This is a genomic window from Marinobacter sp. S0848L, from assembly GCF_023016065.1.
Taxonomy (GTDB): domain Bacteria; phylum Pseudomonadota; class Gammaproteobacteria; order Pseudomonadales; family Oleiphilaceae; genus Marinobacter.
In genome coordinates this window covers 217,001-232,575 of sequence record NZ_JALKAQ010000004.1, presented here as the reverse complement: position 1 = coordinate 232,575, position 15,575 = coordinate 217,001, and the positions used below count along the sequence as shown (strand labels likewise).

Annotated in this window: 14 protein-coding genes; 12 read left to right on the top strand and 2 right to left on the bottom strand. The window is 56.1% G+C overall.

What is annotated here, in order from left to right:
• The 7 genes from mrdA to MWU64_RS07510 all read left to right on the top strand — a co-directional run bounded on the left by mrdA (position 1) and on the right by MWU64_RS07510 (position 7,775).
• Positions 1 to 1,899: a penicillin-binding protein 2 gene (mrdA, locus tag MWU64_RS07540; RefSeq protein WP_247063061.1), complete on the top strand. Its 1,899-nt coding sequence runs from the start codon at positions 1 to 3 to the stop codon at positions 1,897 to 1,899.
• Positions 1,899 to 3,044, top strand: a complete 1,146-nt coding sequence (rodA, locus tag MWU64_RS07535) for a rod shape-determining protein RodA (protein ID WP_247063059.1) — start codon at positions 1,899 to 1,901, stop codon at positions 3,042 to 3,044. The genes mrdA and rodA overlap by 1 nt, the downstream gene beginning before the upstream one ends.
• Positions 3,045 to 3,151: 107 nt before the next feature.
• Positions 3,152 to 4,054, top strand: coding sequence for a septal ring lytic transglycosylase RlpA family protein (locus MWU64_RS07530; protein ID WP_247063057.1), 903 nt, complete (start codon positions 3,152 to 3,154; stop codon positions 4,052 to 4,054).
• Positions 4,055 to 4,123: 69 nt separating this feature from the next.
• The gene (locus tag MWU64_RS07525; protein ID WP_247063238.1) at positions 4,124 to 5,275 is read left to right on the top strand and encodes a D-alanyl-D-alanine carboxypeptidase family protein; all 1,152 of its coding nucleotides are present in this window, start codon (positions 4,124 to 4,126) and stop codon (positions 5,273 to 5,275) included.
• Positions 5,276 to 5,318: 43 nt separating this feature from the next.
• Positions 5,319 to 5,588 carry a DUF493 domain-containing protein gene (locus MWU64_RS07520; protein WP_247063055.1) on the top strand — a complete coding sequence of 90 codons (270 nt, stop codon included), beginning with the start codon at positions 5,319 to 5,321 and terminating at the stop codon, positions 5,586 to 5,588.
• Positions 5,588 to 6,226 carry a lipoyl(octanoyl) transferase LipB gene (lipB, locus tag MWU64_RS07515; RefSeq protein WP_247063053.1) on the top strand — a complete coding sequence of 213 codons (639 nt, stop codon included), beginning with the start codon at positions 5,588 to 5,590 and terminating at the stop codon, positions 6,224 to 6,226. Before MWU64_RS07520 ends, lipB begins: the two co-directional genes overlap by 1 nt.
• 151 nt (positions 6,227 to 6,377) lie before the next feature.
• On the top strand, positions 6,378 to 7,775 hold the full coding sequence (locus MWU64_RS07510) for an AarF/ABC1/UbiB kinase family protein (protein WP_247063051.1): 1,398 nt from the start codon (positions 6,378 to 6,380) through the stop codon (positions 7,773 to 7,775).
• A gap of 2 nt (positions 7,776 to 7,777) precedes the next feature.
• Here MWU64_RS07510 and MWU64_RS07505 read toward each other — a convergent pair whose 3' ends face one another.
• On the bottom strand, positions 7,778 to 8,203 hold the full coding sequence (locus MWU64_RS07505) for a YqaA family protein (RefSeq protein ID WP_247063047.1): 426 nt from the start codon (positions 8,201 to 8,203) through the stop codon (positions 7,778 to 7,780).
• Positions 8,204 to 8,260: 57 nt separating this feature from the next.
• On the opposite strand from MWU64_RS07505, the gene MWU64_RS07500 reads away from it, so the two are divergent.
• Both MWU64_RS07500 and MWU64_RS07495 read left to right on the top strand, forming a co-directional pair.
• Positions 8,261 to 10,387 (top strand): methyl-accepting chemotaxis protein, encoded by a 2,127-nt coding sequence (locus tag MWU64_RS07500; protein ID WP_247063046.1) that lies wholly within the window; start codon positions 8,261 to 8,263, stop codon positions 10,385 to 10,387.
• Positions 10,388 to 10,535: 148 nt separating this feature from the next.
• Positions 10,536 to 10,778 carry a GrxA family glutaredoxin gene (locus tag MWU64_RS07495; protein ID WP_114332937.1) on the top strand — a complete coding sequence of 81 codons (243 nt, stop codon included), beginning with the start codon at positions 10,536 to 10,538 and terminating at the stop codon, positions 10,776 to 10,778.
• An 85-nt stretch (positions 10,779 to 10,863) separates the two neighbouring features.
• On the opposite strand, the gene MWU64_RS07490 is transcribed toward MWU64_RS07495, so the two are convergent.
• Positions 10,864 to 12,126, bottom strand: coding sequence for a 6-phosphofructokinase (locus MWU64_RS07490; protein ID WP_114332938.1), 1,263 nt, complete (start codon positions 12,124 to 12,126; stop codon positions 10,864 to 10,866).
• Between the two features lie 144 nt (positions 12,127 to 12,270).
• Between MWU64_RS07490 and mpl the strand changes: the two genes are divergently transcribed.
• The 3 genes from mpl (at position 12,271) to MWU64_RS07475 (ending at position 15,542) form a co-directional block, all read left to right on the top strand.
• A complete protein-coding gene (mpl, locus tag MWU64_RS07485; protein WP_247063045.1) occupies positions 12,271 to 13,665 on the top strand; it encodes a UDP-N-acetylmuramate:L-alanyl-gamma-D-glutamyl-meso-diaminopimelate ligase in 1,395 nt (464 codons plus the stop codon).
• A complete protein-coding gene (locus tag MWU64_RS07480; protein ID WP_247063044.1) occupies positions 13,658 to 14,269 on the top strand; it encodes a flavin prenyltransferase UbiX in 612 nt (203 codons plus the stop codon). Before mpl ends, MWU64_RS07480 begins: the two co-directional genes overlap by 8 nt.
• Positions 14,270 to 14,402: 133 nt before the next feature.
• Positions 14,403 to 15,542: an acyl-CoA dehydrogenase family protein gene (locus tag MWU64_RS07475; RefSeq protein WP_247063042.1), complete on the top strand. Its 1,140-nt coding sequence runs from the start codon at positions 14,403 to 14,405 to the stop codon at positions 15,540 to 15,542.
• Positions 15,543 to 15,575: the final 33 nt, after the last annotated feature.

The window sequence follows — 15,575 nt, the reverse complement described above, 5'->3', positions numbered from 1 at the left end:
ATGGCTTGGGGTGAATTCAAAGACACCGCGGCAGAGCGCCGGTTATTCCAACGCCGTGCGTTGGTGATGTTGCTGTTCGTCGTGTTGTTGATGACCGGGCTTTTGGCCCGCATGTATCAGTTGCAGGTTGTTGAGCACGACGTTTACAACACGCTGTCTGATAAAAACCGCGTGCAGGTGCAATCAGTGCCGCCACCTCGTGGTTTGGTGTATGACCGAAACGGCGAGCTGATGGCGGAAAACCGTCCGGTCTTCAGTCTGACCATTGTGCCCGAGCGGGCCGCTCCTATTGACGAAACTCTGGCGCGTTTGGGCGGCATCATTGAAATCGCAGAAGAAGACCTCGAACGCTTCAGGAAACGCTTGAACGAGCCACGGCGACCTTTTCAGGAAATTCCCCTGTTTTATGACCTTGGTGAAGCGGATATTGCCACGATGGCGGTACACCGGCATGAGTTTCCGGGCGTGGAAGTCACCGCAGAGCTGGTTCGTTATTACCCTCACAGCGACCTCACAGCTCATGCTCTAGGGTTCGTTGGCCGTATCAATCGCGAAGAACTGAACCGGATCGATCCGGTCAACTACGCAGGCACCAACTACATTGGCAAATCCGGGATTGAACGTTTTTACGAAGAAGTCTTGCATGGCCGGGTTGGCTACCAACACGTTGAGACAAACGCCCGTGGTCGGATTTTGCGTGTATTAGAGCGCGAAAATCCGGTACCCGGTGCAGATCTGGAGTTACATCTCGATCTGCGTCTGCAGCGCAAAGCCCATGAGTTGCTGGAGGGACGAAGGGGTGCCGTTGTGGCGATAGAGCCAGCGACCGGTGGTATTTTAGCCTTGGCGAGTGTGCCCGGTTTTGATGCGAATAAATTTGTCACAGGCATCAGTGTAGCGGACTACCGTGCGCTCAGTGAAAGTAACGACAAGCCGTTATTCAATCGAGCGTTGCGCGGCCAGTATCCGCCGGCCTCAACTATCAAACCGATGATGGCGGTGGCGGCGCTGGATAGTGGGGTGACAACCCGTGACCGGAAGATCTGGGACCCGGGTTATTTCCAGTTGCGTGAAGGAGGTCGACGGTACCGTGACTGGAAGCGTTCCGGGCATGGCTGGGTGGATCTTAAGCATGCAATGGCCCAGTCCTGCGATGTGTACTTCTACGATGTGGCCGCCGATATGGGGGTCGACATCATGCACCAATATCTTTCAGCGTTTGGTTTTGGTGAAGACGCAACTCTAGACGTCTCAGGCGCCTTGAACGGTTTGTTGCCATCTGACGGCTGGAAGCGCGCCATGCGCAATCAGCCGTGGTATCCCGGGGACTCCGTCAACATGGGGATTGGTCAAGGCTTCTTCCTGGCTACACCGTTGCAGCTTGCGACGGCCACTGCGTTGATCGCCAATCGTGGCGAGTGGGTTGAGCCCCGCCTGCTGAAAGATATTCGCGGCGAGCGGTCAGCGGCTGATTTTTTGCCTGCAGAAACCCACACCCCCCTGATTCTGAAAGATCCGGAAAATTGGGAGTACGTGGTCGATACCATGGAGGAAGTGATGCACGGAGCCCGTGGTACCGCTCGACGAGCCGCAAGTGGAGCCAGTTACCGAATGGCGGGCAAAACAGGTACCGCACAGGTGTTTAGCCTCGGAAAAGACCAAGAATACGACGCGGAAGAGATTAAGGAACGGCTTCGGGATCATGCGCTGTTCGTCGGTTTTGCACCAGCGGACGACCCCAAGATTGCCGTCGCCATCATTGTCGAAAACGGCGGTGGCGGCAGCAGCGTTGCCGCACCCGTTGCCCGTGGGTTGTTTGATGCCTGGCTGGAAGAGTTCCCCGCGGCAGAGGCAAGCCAGATGTTGGGCCAGGTGGCCCCGAACGGGAGTGAACACTAATGGGGCTGGGGAACGATTTGTTAGGCGCCAAGACGGATGCGGGACTGGGGCGGTCGCGGAGCATTTGGGACGTGTTGCACCTCGACCCGATTTTGCTATTCCTAATCGTGACGCTTGTCGGCGGCGGTCTGTTTGTACTTTACAGCGGGGCCGACCGAAATATTGACGTTGTCAAAGCGCAGGGCATCCGGTTGGCGGTGGCGTTTGGCGTAATGCTGGTGTTTGCTCAGTTGGACCCGGCGGTGTTCAGGCGTTGGTCGCCTTGGTTGTATGCGCTAGGGCTGGCCGGTTTAGTGGCGGTGTTGCTGGTGGGTGTGGGCGCTAAAGGTGCGCAGCGCTGGTTGGCGATACCGGGCCTGCCGCGGTTCCAGCCTTCCGAGTTAATGAAACTGGTGGTCCCGATGATGGCGGCCTGGTACCTCTCTCGGTACTTCCTGCCGCCGACCCTTGGCCGGGTGATGGTCGGGCTGTTTATTGTATTGCTTCCGATGTTCCTGATTGTTCAGCAGCCCGACTTGGGTACGTCGTTGTTGGTGGGCGCAGCCGGTATTTTTGTTGTGTTTTTTGCCGGTATGAGCTGGAAACTCATAGCCGCGTTTTTTGGTGCGGTGTCAGTTTCTGCACCGTTGATGTGGTTTTTCGTGATGCGGGAATACCAAAAGCAACGAGTTCTCACCTTGTTGGACCCGCAAAGTGACCCGCTCGGCGCGGGTTGGAACATTATTCAGTCCAAAACGGCGATCGGCTCTGGAGGGATGGACGGCAAGGGGTGGCTGCAGGGGACCCAGTCCCATCTGGAGTTCTTGCCGGAAAGCCACACCGATTTCATCGTGGCTGTGCTGGCCGAGGAATTCGGTTTTGTTGGCATGATGCTGCTAATGGCGGTGTATTTTCTGATCATTCTGCGCTGCCTGTACATCGCGGTGTCGGCTCAGGATTCCTATGCGCGCCTGCTGGCAGGGGCGTTGACCATGACATTTTTTATCTACATCTTCGTCAACGTAGGGATGGTTAGCGGGTTGTTGCCGGTGGTCGGTGTGCCCTTGCCGCTAATCAGTTATGGTGGAACCTCCGGGGTTACCTTGATGGCAGCGTTCGGGGTGCTCATGTCGATTCACACCCATCGCCGGATGATTACCGCCTGACGCTGGCGAATCATGGCTGGCCGGTAATGGTTAAGGCCCGTGGGAACCCGTTACAATATTGCAGGTCAGTAAGCTCTGACAAACCAAACAATGAGTTGCGTGCAATTATGACGAATATTTTTAACATAGGCTTTTGGGTGGTAATGGTTGCCGTTGTTTTAACGGGCTGCTCCAGCACACCAGAAGTCGACCATTCGTCACGATACACCCTAAAACAAGACCGGGCGCCTGACGGGGATTACGACGTCAGTGGCTTGGCCGACGCCGAGCCTCGTTACGAAGCACCCCGCCGCGCGGGCAACAAGTCCCCCTATAAGGTATGGGGCAAAAGTTATCACGTAGTTGATTCCAACGACGGATACGTGAAGCAGGGAACCGCCAGCTGGTACGGGCAGAAGTTTCATGGCCACAAAACCTCCAATGGCGAAGTGTTTGACATGTACACCATGTCGGCGGCCCATAAATCGCTGCGTATTCCGAGCTATGCCCGCGTGACCAACCTGGACAACGGTCGCTCGGTGGTTGTTCGGGTCAACGACCGGGGGCCGTTTCACGGTGACCGGCTGATCGACTTGTCGTACGCGGCGGCCAAAAAGCTGGGTTACCAATCTCGCGGCACGGCACGGGTGGAAGTGGAGGCTATTACGGTTAAACCTGACGGCTCCATGTTTCTGGCCGGGAAGCCGTACAGTCCTAATGGTGAAACCGTGATGGCGAAACCAGCTCCGGAATCGGTTGCACCCCAAAAGCCGGCGGTTGAAAGCACCCGTAAGGCGTTGTTTGTTCAGCTCGGGGCGTTTGGTAGCCTGGAGCCTGCAAACGCAATGCTCGCCCGCGCTCAACGAGAGCTTGAAGATCCGGTTCGGGTGCGGCAAGTTTCAACGAGTAACGGGCGCTTCCACCGGGTGCAAGTGGGCCCGTTTGGTAATGAGAACGATGCCCGGTATGCCCAGAACCTGATCGAGGCAAAAGGTTTCGGCAACTCCATTGTCCTGACGGACACACACTGAGCCCTTTGAGTTCAGATCACACATAAGACAAACCTCTGACAGCGAATGAAACGACCCATGGCTTTCAAAATGTTTACTCGAATCTTTCTTCTGGCTCTGTCTTTGACAGTGTTCTCCGCGCAGACGGCCGCGCAATCGGTGCTGATCCCGTCGGCACCTAAAATAGCCGGCAGCTCGTGGGTGCTGATGGATCCGCTCAGTGGCCGTGTGATCATGGAACACAACAGCAACGAACGTCTGCCGCCGGCGAGTCTGACCAAAATGATGACGGCCTACATCGTTGAGCGTGAGCTCGATGAGGGGCGCATCTCCATGCAGGACAGCGTACCGATCAGTGTGAATGCCTGGCGCACCGAAGGCTCACGTACTTTTCTGCGTGAAGGTACCACTGCGACCGTTCACGATTTGCTGAAAGGTGTCATCATCCAGTCCGGTAACGACGCCTCGGTGGCTTTGGCGGAATTCATCGCCGGTAGCGAAGAAGCCTTTGTGGATATCATGAACCAGCAAGCTCAGTTGCTTGGAATGAAGAATACCAACTTCCGGAATGCCACCGGTTTGCCGGCACCGGATCACTTCTCTACGGCGTATGATCTGGCGATTCTGGCCCGGGCTATTATTCAGGATTACCCCGAAAACTACCCGATCTATGCCGAGAAACATTTTACTTACAACAACATCCGTCAGCCGAACCGCAATGCGTTGCTGTGGCGTGACGACAGTGTGGACGGGCTGAAAACCGGCCACACCGAAGAAGCGGGTTACTGCCTTGTTGCGTCAGCGAAGCGAAATGATACCCGCTTGATTGCCTCGGTGATGGGCACCAGCAGCTCGGCGGCCCGGGCGCAGGAAGTCCAGAAAATGCTGAACTACGGTTTCCGCTATTATGAAACCGAGCGCTTGTTCCGTGCCGGCCAGGAGCTGATGGCGGCAGATGTCTGGGGCGGTGTGGCTGACCAGGTTTCGGTTGGTATGGCTGAGGATGTCTACGTGACCATTCCACGCGGTTCCCGCGATAAACTGGAATCGACGGTGGACCTTGATTCCGTGATTAAAGCGCCCATTAAGATGGGTCAGGAACTGGGTCAAGTGCGGGTGATGCTTGACGGTGAAACCGTGGTCGAGCAACCGGTTCTGGCGCTGACTGAGGTAGAGCAGGGCGGTCTGTTCAAACGTCTGTGGGATTCCATCAAGCTCTTCTTCATTCAATTATTCAATTAACACCGTGCGGATAGTCCGCAACGACGTGGGAGTACAGGGCGGCATGACTGAGCCGAAAGCACCGAAAATAGAGTTTCCATGCGATTACGTGATCAAGGTGATCGGAGACTCTGCCCCCGATTTCATTGATGTGGTTGCCGCCATTGTCGAGAAACATTCGCCGGGCATTGATAGGGCTGATATAACCGTCAATGACAGCCGCAATGGTCGGTTTTGTTCGGTTCGGGTAAAGATCGTGGCGACCGGGGAACCTCAGCTCAAAGCATTGTTCGAAGAACTGAAGGCTACTGGCCGCGTTCATATGGTGCTGTGATGACAGATCTTATCATCCGCTCTCTGGGGCAACAGCCGTACATGGAAGCGTGGGAGGCAATGAAATCCTTCACCGCCTCACGCGACGAAAACACGGTTGATGAGCTTTGGTGCCTCGAGCATCCGCGAGTGTTTACCCAGGGGCAGGCTGGTAAGGCTGAACATATTCTTTTGCCGGGTGATATTCCGGTAATCCAGGTGGACCGGGGCGGACAGGTTACCTACCACGGTCCCGGTCAGTTGGTTGTCTACCTGCTGATTGATCTGACCCGTCGCAAGTTGGGTGTCCGGGCACTGGTTGATGAGATTGAGCAGGCGATCGTTCGTACTTTGGCTCACTATGACATCGACGCGGCCCCCCGATCTGACGCACCGGGTGTTTATGTCAACGGCGCAAAAATTGCCTCGCTGGGTCTAAGGGTTCGTAAAGGCTGTTCGTTTCACGGCTTGGCTTTGAACGTAAACATGGATATGGAGCCGTTCTCTCGCATCAACCCGTGTGGGTATGCCGGCATGTCGATGTCACAGGTCAGCCATTTTGTGCCGGGTGTGTCGGTGTACGACGTGGAGCAGCATCTGGTTAAAACCCTGATCGCGGGGCTAGACGGGCAGAGCGTCGAGTTCAAACAGGGCTGGTAAAGCGGCACACATTGGCCCGTATAGCCTTCCTGGCGGGGCGGACGGGATAAGCCGTCTGCGCGCAGTGTCGATATAATGTAGCGTGAGAGTTGTTGGGCGGTGCCTTTCACTGACCACAAGTTCGAACACCCCACATTAAGACAGGTTCTTCATGTCTACCAAAAAGCCCGCAAAATCCGTGTCTCGCATCAAGACCGGCAGCTTTGAACGCCGACTGTCGCTGACCAAGGCCGGCTTGTTCGCCGGGACCCGCATGGCCTCCCACATGGCCACTAACTGGTTCAGCAGCAAAGAAAACCGTGATCAGCGCCACCGTGCCATGTTGTCGAGCCAGTCCCGATTTCTGGTAGACGAGCTGGGTAAGCTCAAAGGCAGTGTGGTGAAAATTGGCCAGGTGATGGCGCTGTACGGTGAACATTTTTTGCCGGACGAAGTCACTGAAGCGCTGCACACTCTGGAAGATCAGACTACCTCGCTGGAGTGGCCAGCCATAGAGCGTGTGCTTAAGGCTGAAATGGGCGCTGGCCGGTTGGCAGAGCTGGACGTAGACCCCGAGCCTATCGGGGCCGCGTCTTTAGGGCAGGTACACCGCGCGGTTCGAAAAAGCGACGGGCTGGAGTTGGTGTTGAAAGTGCAATACCCCGGTGTTGCGGATGCCGTAGACAGCGATTTGAACGCCGTGGCCCAGCTATTGAGAGTTGCCCGCCTGGTCAGCTTTGGCCCGGAGTTTAACGACTGGCTGGAAGAAGTCCGGGAGATGATGCACCGCGAGGTGGATTATCGGCTGGAAGCACGCACCACCGAAAAATTCCGTGCCATGCTCGGCGAGGACCCGCGGTTCGTGGTACCCCGGGTGTTGCAGGAATATTCGACCGACCATATCATCGCATCCACCTACGAACACGGCCATTCTGTGAGTTCGCCGGAAGTTGCCGCCTTGCCACAGGCGCGGCGCAGCGAACTGGGCAAAGCGGCTCTGGAACTGTTCTTCAGCGAACTGTTCGATTGGGGCGAAATTCAGACCGACCCGAACTTTGGGAATTATCGAATTCGAATTGCCAACGAGCCGGGTGAAGACAGCGGGCAGGACAAAATCGTATTGCTCGATTTTGGTGCCGTGCAAAGCTATTCCGATGAATTCCTCGCGCCGGTGATTCAGATGATCAAGGCCTCCTATGAGGGTGATCTCGAAGCAGTCATTGATGGTGGTGTCACACTGAACTTCATGAGCCGCGAGTGGCCGGAAGCTGTGCTGGAAAAGTTTGGTTCCGTGTGTATGTCGGTACTGGAACCTCTGGCCCGGGATCGAAGCCAGTGGCCGGATTACGCGGTAAACGACCAAGGTGAATACCGCTGGCGGCAAAGCGACTTGCCGTCGCGGGTTGCCAAGCAAGCCGCTCGTTCAGCCATCAGCCGGTACTTCCGAGTGCCGCCCAAGGAATTTGTATTCCTGAATCGGAAGCTGATTGGCGTTTATACCTTCATCGCGGTGCTGTATTCGGAGTTTAACGGGGAAGATATTCTCCGGCGTTACCTTTACCCTGAGTAGCGTTAGCCGAAGGCTTTCTCAACCGCCCAGATGACGAGGGCGTAGCGGAGGCCTTTGCCGATGCCTACCAAAACGATAAAGTTCAGCCAGGGCACTCGCATCACGCCCCCGATGAGTGTCAGGGCATCCCCGCCCAGTGGTAACCAGCCGAGCAGCAGTGACCACTGCCCGTACCGGTTAAAGCGGTTTCGGGCTTTGTGCAGTTGCATCTCACTAATCGGGAACCAGCGTTTGTCTTTAAAGCGATCGACTTGCCGGCCGATAATTCCGTTAACAACAGAACCCAGTGTGTTCCCAAGGGTGGCTGCGAGCCAAAGCCAGAACAGTGGCAGCCCTTGCTTGGCCAAAGTGCCAAGCAGTATCTCGGAATACGCGGGTAGCAGCGTGGCGGCCGCAAAGGATGTCAAAAACAGGGTGAGGTACGCCATGGGCGCTCCATGTTCTACTATGGGTTTTAACGCTTACTTTAATAGGTTTTGGGTTCTATGAAACACCTTTCGCTCCGTTTCAAGCTATACGGCCTGGTGATCGCACTGCTATTGCTGCTCAGCCTCAGTATCGTATTGACCGCGCAATGGTCACTGGGCGATATGAAGGAACGTCTATCTGCGGATACGCGGGATACCGTGCAGGGTATTGTGATGGACCAACTGGGTGCAACCGCTGGCCAGTACGGGGAGCTGGTGGCCGGGAAGTTTGACGCCGCGTACCAAACACCGGAAACACTCCGGGTTCTGATCAGTCAAAATCTGGAAGACGACAAGTTTGGACGTATGAGCAGGTGGGCGCTGCAAGATACGCTTCGCGCCGTTCTGGCGGAGCAGTCCCAGGTTAGCGCCATTTACGCTCACTTTGAGCCCGACGCCTACGATGGGTTGGATGAGTTTTTCAAAGACGGAGCCGCGGAACACAGCAGTGACGAAGGCACACTGGATATTTCGTATTTCCGGGACCCGCAGGGAGACATTGAGTTCAGCCGCACAGAAGATCCGGCTGAAAAATATTTGGACGCGCGCAACGAGTTTGGTGAGCGCGAATCGGAGTGGTATCTGTGCGCGATGGACGCTCTCCGGCCCTGCCTGCTGGAGCCCTACGATTACGAAATCGAGGACGGGTATTCAGAGCTGATGACCAGCCTGATCGTACCGGTGTTAAGCGAGGGGCAGTTCGCCGGAGTCGTCGGCATCGACATCAACCTCACCACGTTACAGGCCATGGTGAAGCAGGTGAGCAAGGGCCTGTATGACGGCGAGTCGAGAGTGACGCTGTTGAGTGAGCGAGGTCTGATTGCTGCCTCCAGCCATTATCAACAGCATTTGGGGCGGCCGCTTCGGGAGGCCTTGCCCGAACTGGCCGCGACGTTCACCAAACTGCATCAATCGGATGGGCATTTCGATGACGGGCATACGCTTGCGGTTGCGCATCCGGTTAAGGTCACGCTGCCGGGTAGCGAGTGGTCATTGTTGATCGAGCTACCTCGACAGGTGGCCCTTGCCAGTGTGAACGATATCACTGACTTATTGTCGGCAGAGGTGGCGAGTACCGCTGCGCGTCAGGCGGTAGTGGCCGCGATCGTGGTGTTGATGGCCATCGTGTTGTTGGTTCTGTTGGTGCGTTCGGTAACCCGACCGCTGAATGAAATCCGCGACAGAATGCAGAATCTGGCCAGTGCAGAGGGTGATCTGACGCGCGAGCTGGATATTGATACCCATGCGGAACTCATCGATCTCGCGGGCGGGTTTAACCAATTCCTCGCCCGCCTGAGAGAAATGATCAGTGACCTGAAAGAGGTCAATGTCAAAGTGCGAGCCCAGGCCACGGATATGGGGGCGGTCAGTCGCGACATTGATGATCAGACCGGCCAGCAGCACGGGGATATCGATAGTGTGGTTACCGCAATGAATGAAATGTCCGCCGCGGCAGGCGAAGTAGCCGGTTTTGCGGGTGAAGCGGCCGACAATGCCCGTGCTGCCCGTGATGGCATTCAGTTTACTCAGGACACCTTGGGCTCAGCGGTCAAAGAAGTGGATGCGCTGGCCAATGATATGGGGCAGGCTAGCTCGGCGATTGGGCAGGTGGAGCAGCGCAGTGAAGAAATTAACCGGATTATTGAGGTAATTCGGGGCATTGCCGAACAGACCAATTTACTGGCGCTGAACGCGGCCATTGAGGCTGCCCGGGCTGGTGAGCAAGGGCGAGGGTTTGCGGTGGTGGCAGACGAAGTGCGTAGCCTTGCCTCGAAAACCCGAGAATCCACCGATGAGATCAGCGATATGATCGCCGCGTTGAAAGGCGATGTCACGGGCGCTGTGTCGGTGATTCAGTATGGCGTAGACCGGGCTTCTGGCGCGGTGGACGGCACCCGAGAAGCCGCCCATTCTCTGGCTACGGTTGTTGAGCGTATCGGTGGCATCGTGGAGCACGTTACCCAGGTGGCCACGGCGGCGGAGGAACAAAGCTCGGTGAGCGAAGAGATCAACCGCAACCTGACCCAAATCGGGGATGCGGCCACGGACCTGCGCGAGTTGGCACAGCGGGTACGTCAAAGTGGTGAAGCACTCGACGACCAAGTTCAGGTGTTGGATGGCGAGCTGAAACGCCTGAAAACCTGAGCCCGGGCTCTTGCCAGGTATCGGTACTTACTATGAGCACTATGCGCAGGATCAATTTTTAATTTTTTCTGCGCGTGTCATTATTTGTGGCAATTACAGTTTTTGTCTTATTCACCACAAGGCGTAGCCCTTGATGCAGGAGGTTGTTATGGAACAGGTCACGATATACGGTCGCGCAAGTTGTGGTTTTTGTTTGCGAGCCAAAGACCTGTGTGAATCTCAGAGCATTCCCTATACCTGGATTGATATGGTCGAGCAGGGTTTGAGCAAGCAAGATGTGGCTGAGCGGATCGGTCAGCCCGTGCATACGGTACCCCAAATTCTGGTGGGGTCTGAATACGTCGGTGGTTGTGATGAGTTTTTCGCGTACGTGCGTCGTCACGGCGTGTAAAAACAGACTCCGCAGATACGCCTCAGCGGCACAAAAAAGCCCGGTTACTTCTCAGTAGCCGGGCTTTTGCTTTCAGGTCCGCTGATCAGAGTTTGAATTCTGTCTTCAGCTTTTTCTCGACCAATTGGTTTTTCAGCTTGGCAACCTTCGGCAGGCCATTTTCAAAAGGCGGGAAGTTTTCCCCTTCGATCAGCGGCTGAAGGTAGTCGCGGCAGTCCTGAGTAATGCCGAAGCCGTCATCCGTAATGTAATGGATGGGCATTTTCTTTTCCTGGTTCGCCACTTCGCTCAGATTGGCTTCGCCGATCGACCAGCGGTAAGGTTTGGCCTGATCACGCACGATGGTGGGCATCAGGGCCTGCTTGCCAGCGAGGGCCATTTCTACGGCTGCTTCACCCACTGCGTAAGCCTGCTCTACGTCTGTGGCGGATGCAATGTGACGGGCGGAACGCTGCAGGTAATCAGCAACGGCCCAGTGGTACTTGTGGCCCAGAGCTTGTCTGACCATGTTCGCCAGAGCCGGAGCGACACCGCCCAGCTGGGTGTGGCCGAAGGCATCTTTAGCGCCGGCGTCGGCAACAAAGCGGCCGTCGTCGTACTGGGCACCTTCAGAGGCTACAACCACGCAGTAACCGTAGTCTTTCACGCACTGATCAACACGGGCCAGGAACTTCTCGCGGTCGAACGGGATTTCCGGGAACAGGATGATGTGAGGTGGTTCACCTTCTTCCTGACCCGCCAAGCCACCCGCAGCGGCGATCCAGCCAGCGTGACGGCCCATCACTTCCAGAATGAACACCTTGGTGGAGGTTTCGCACATGGACTTGATGTCCAGGCTGGCTTCCAGGGTAGAGGTGGCAATATATTTGCCGACAGAGCCGAAACCCGGGCAGCAGTCAGTGAACGGCAGATCGTTATCGACCGTTTTCGGCACGCCAATACAGGTAATGGGGTAGCCCATTTTGTCGGCCAGCTGTGACACTTTGTAAGCCGTATCCTGGGAATCGCCACCGCCGTTATAGAAGAAGTAGCCGATGTTGTGGGCACGGAAGACTTCGATCAGACGCTCGTATTCGCGCTGGTTTTCAGAAAAGTTCTTCAGCTTGTAGCGGCAAGAGCCGAACGCACCGCCCGGGGTGTGGATCAGCGCCTGAATGTCTTCATCTGATTCCAGGCTGGTATCGATCAGTTCTTCGGTGAGGGCACCGATGATGCCGTTGCGGCCGGCGTATACTTTGCCAATCAGATCCGGGTACTTACGTGCGGTCTGGATAACGCCGCATGCGCTAGCATTGATGACGGCGGTTACTCCGCCAGATTGGGCATAAAATGCGTTTTTGATCGCCATCGCGGGCTCAAGCCTCCTGCTGGTTCAAAGTTGCCGCGAATGATACGCCAAACACGGTCGTTTTTCATGAGGGGATGCCGACTCTTGACCCCGCAGAAAGTATGGTAGAGGCTTGGCAGGATTCAAATCGGAGGCAATACCCTAATGCATATACATATTTTGGGCATCTGTGGCACGTTCATGGGTAGTTTGGCCGTGATCGCGCGGGAATTGGGGCATACCGTGACCGGTTCCGACCAAGGTGTTTACCCCCCTATGAGCACCCAGCTTGAGGCCCAAGGTATCGCGCTGATGGAAGGCTACCGGGTAGAGAATCTGGAGCCGAAGCCTGATTTGGTGCTGATAGGCAATGCCATGTCCCGGGGCAATGTCGAGGTTGAAACGGTGCTTAATCGCGGCATTGATTACATGTCTGGCCCCGAATGGTTGTCTCGGGAAGTGCTGAAGCACCGCTGGGTGATGGCGGTTGCTGGCACCCATGGCAAAACCACAACCACCTCGATGCTGTTGTGGATTCTGGATCAGGCCGGTTTTGATGCCGGTTATCTGGTCGGGGGTGTGCCGCAGGATTTTCCGGTGTCGGCGCGGTTGGGCACCAGTGATTTCTTTGTGATTGAAGCCGATGAATACGACAGCGCGTTTTTCGACAAGCGCTCCAAGTTTATTCACTACCGCCCGAATACCTTGATTCTAAATAATCTGGAATACGATCACGCGGACATTTTCGACAGCGTTGAAGCCATCGAGCGCCAATTCCACCATGTGGTACGCACGGTGCCGTCGCAAGGGCTGATCATTCGCCCCGCCGTGGATAAGCATTTAGACAAGGCGTTGGATATGGGGTGTTGGAGCCCCGTCCAGGACACCGCCATTGGCAGCGAAATATCCCGTACTACCGACTGGCGCGCGGAACTGCTTCGGGAAGACGGTAGCCAGTTTATGGTGATTCACCACGAACAACCGGTGGCAGTGTTGAAGTGGGGGCTGACCGGCCAACACAACGTGCGCAACGCGCTCTCGGCCATTGCCGCAGCGCGCCATGTGGGCGTGACGCCGGATCATGCAGTAGCGGCCCTGTGCCGGTTCTCCGGTGTGAAGCGCCGCATGGAGTTGGTGGGAAAGGTTGGCGGCGTGACCGTCTATGACGATTTTGCCCATCATCCCACCGCGATTACGTCCACTTTGGAAGGGCTGCGGAATCAGGTAGGCGACGAACCCATTCTGGCGATCATCGAACCGCGTTCCAACACCATGAAGCAAGGCGTGCATCAACAAACCCTGATCCCAAGCGCTGAAGCAGCAGACCGGGTGTTGTGGGGTAACCTCAGTGATATGGATTGGTTGCCGGAGCTGGTTGAAAGCTGGCGGGCAGAACACGGCGAATTGGATCACCACAGCGTCGAGAATTCTGTGGAGGCGCTGATCGCCCGAGCATTGGAACAACTGCCGGAAACCTGCCACATTGTCATCATGAGCAACGGTGGTTTTGGTGGTATTCACCGCAAACTGGTCGCCGAATTGGAGAAAGTGCGTGGCTGAGTCACCTCAGGTCGTTAATCTTGCTATCACCGGCGCTTCTGGCGCCCAGTATGCGCTGCGATTGATTCAGTGTCTGGTGGCCAATGGTTGCCGGGTGAACGTGATGGTCAGCCGCGCAGCGCAGGTGGTGATTGCCACTGAAACCGACTTCCGCCTGCCGGGCTCGCCGCCTGCTATGGCCGACGCGTTTACCGCATACGCCGGTGCCGACGAGGGCCAGATTCAGGTGTTTGGCCGCGAAGACTGGTTCTCGGCTCCGGCCTCGGGGTCGGGTGAAAAAGCGCCGCTGGTGATTTGCCCCTGTAGCACCGGGACACTATCGGCGTTAGCCACCGGTGCCAGCAACAATCTCATTGAGCGTGCCGGTGATGTCGCTCTGAAAGAGCGCCGGCCGCTGATTTTGGTGCTGCGGGAATCCCCTTATTCAGAAGTGCACCTCGATAATATGCTCAAGCTTACCCGCATGGGCGCTGTCATCATGCCGGCGAGCCCCGGGTTCTATCACAAACCGCAATCGATTGAAGACTTGGTGGATTTCATGGTGGCGCGGATTCTTGATCATCTGGGTTTTCCGCAAACGTTGGTTCCGCGCTGGGGAGAATAGAAAGCAGAGTAGGGCCATTGCATGCGTTGGTTTTGGCCAAAGCGATTGATGGTTTTCACCATTGAGTGCGCGGCGCCCTCGTCACAGACTGGTTGAAGATAAAAACAAGCCACTCGACACGCGAGGCTCTGCCATGATTCCACGTACTTTGTTTGATGCCGATCTTGAAGGTTTTCGGGATTCCGTTCGTAAGTTTCTCGAGCAAGAGGCGGCGCCTCACCATGAACAATGGGAGAAAGACGGCCAGGTCAGCCGGGAAATCTGGCACAAAGCCGGCGAGCTGGGCTTTCTATGCCCGACATTGCCCGAAGAATACGGTGGTGTTGGGGCAGACTTCCGCTATTCTGCGGTGGTCATGGAAGAAGTGGCGAAAGCCGGTTTGACGGGGATTGGTTGGAGCCTTCACTCAGACATCGTCGCCCCCTACATCTACAACTATGGCACCGATGAGCAAAAAGCCCATTACCTGCCCAAGCTGGCTTCCGGTGAAATGGTAGGGGCGATTGCCATGACAGAGCCGGGTGCCGGTTCCGACCTTCAGGGCGTGAAAACCACCGCCATCCAAGACGGCGATCACTACCTTCTGAACGGTTCCAAAACCTTCATCACCAACGGTCAGTTAGCGGATCTGGTTGTCGTCGTTGCTAAAACCGATCCCAAAGAGGGCGCCAAAGGCACCAGCTTGTTCATTGTAGAATCTGCTTCTGAAGGGTTCGAAAAAGGGCAGAACCTGAACAAAGTGGGCATGAAAGCGCAGGATACCTCCGAGCTTTTCTTTCAGGACGTGAAAGTACCCGCAGAGAATCTGTTGGGTGGCCGAGAAGGGCAGGGCTTTATTCAATTGATGAGCGAGTTGCCGGCTGAGCGCCTGCAAGTGGCGCTCACGGCGGTGGCGGCTTCGGAAGCCGCTTGGCAGTGGACTCTGGATTACGTGAAAGAGCGGAAGGCGTTTGGTAAACCGGTAGTGGCGTTCCAGAATACCCGTTTCAAACTGGCGGAACTGAAAGCGGAGATCACGGCTGCTCGCGTGTTCACGGATCGCTGCCTGGAGCTGCACCTGGAGAAGAAGTTGGACATTCCAACGGCGGCCATGCTCAAACAGCACACCACTGACCTGCAGTGTAAAGTCATGGACGAGTGCGTGCAGCTGCACGGTGGTTACGGTTATATGTGGGAGTACCCGATTGCTCGCGCCTGGGCCGACTCACGTGTACAGCGCATCTATGCCGGCACCAACGAAATCATGAAAGAAATCGTCGCCCGCTCGTTCTAATATCCCTCCAGACGACAGGCTTTGAGTAATCAG

What these genes read in the sequence shown, in the direction of transcription:
- MWU64_RS07530 (WP_247063057.1), top strand. Translation starts at nt 3,152, where the DNA reads ATGACGAATATTTTTAACATAGGCTTTTGGGTGGTAATGGTTGCCGTT.
- MWU64_RS07520 (WP_247063055.1), top strand. Translation starts at nt 5,319, where the DNA reads ATGACTGAGCCGAAAGCACCGAAAATAGAGTTTCCATGCGATTACGTG.
- MWU64_RS07475 (WP_247063042.1), top strand. Translation starts at nt 14,403, where the DNA reads ATGATTCCACGTACTTTGTTTGATGCCGATCTTGAAGGTTTTCGGGAT.
- MWU64_RS07490 (WP_114332938.1), bottom strand. Translation starts at nt 12,126, where the DNA reads ATGGCGATCAAAAACGCATTTTATGCCCAATCTGGCGGAGTAACCGCC.
- MWU64_RS07525 (WP_247063238.1), top strand. Translation starts at nt 4,124, where the DNA reads ATGTTTACTCGAATCTTTCTTCTGGCTCTGTCTTTGACAGTGTTCTCC.
- rodA (WP_247063059.1), top strand. Translation starts at nt 1,899, where the DNA reads ATGGGGCTGGGGAACGATTTGTTAGGCGCCAAGACGGATGCGGGACTG.
- MWU64_RS07495 (WP_114332937.1), top strand. Translation starts at nt 10,536, where the DNA reads ATGGAACAGGTCACGATATACGGTCGCGCAAGTTGTGGTTTTTGTTTG.
- lipB (WP_247063053.1), top strand. Translation starts at nt 5,588, where the DNA reads ATGACAGATCTTATCATCCGCTCTCTGGGGCAACAGCCGTACATGGAA.
- mrdA (WP_247063061.1), top strand. Translation starts at nt 1, where the DNA reads ATGGCTTGGGGTGAATTCAAAGACACCGCGGCAGAGCGCCGGTTATTC.
- MWU64_RS07500 (WP_247063046.1), top strand. Translation starts at nt 8,261, where the DNA reads ATGAAACACCTTTCGCTCCGTTTCAAGCTATACGGCCTGGTGATCGCA.
- mpl (WP_247063045.1), top strand. Translation starts at nt 12,271, where the DNA reads ATGCATATACATATTTTGGGCATCTGTGGCACGTTCATGGGTAGTTTG.
- MWU64_RS07505 (WP_247063047.1), bottom strand. Translation starts at nt 8,203, where the DNA reads ATGGCGTACCTCACCCTGTTTTTGACATCCTTTGCGGCCGCCACGCTG.
- MWU64_RS07510 (WP_247063051.1), top strand. Translation starts at nt 6,378, where the DNA reads ATGTCTACCAAAAAGCCCGCAAAATCCGTGTCTCGCATCAAGACCGGC.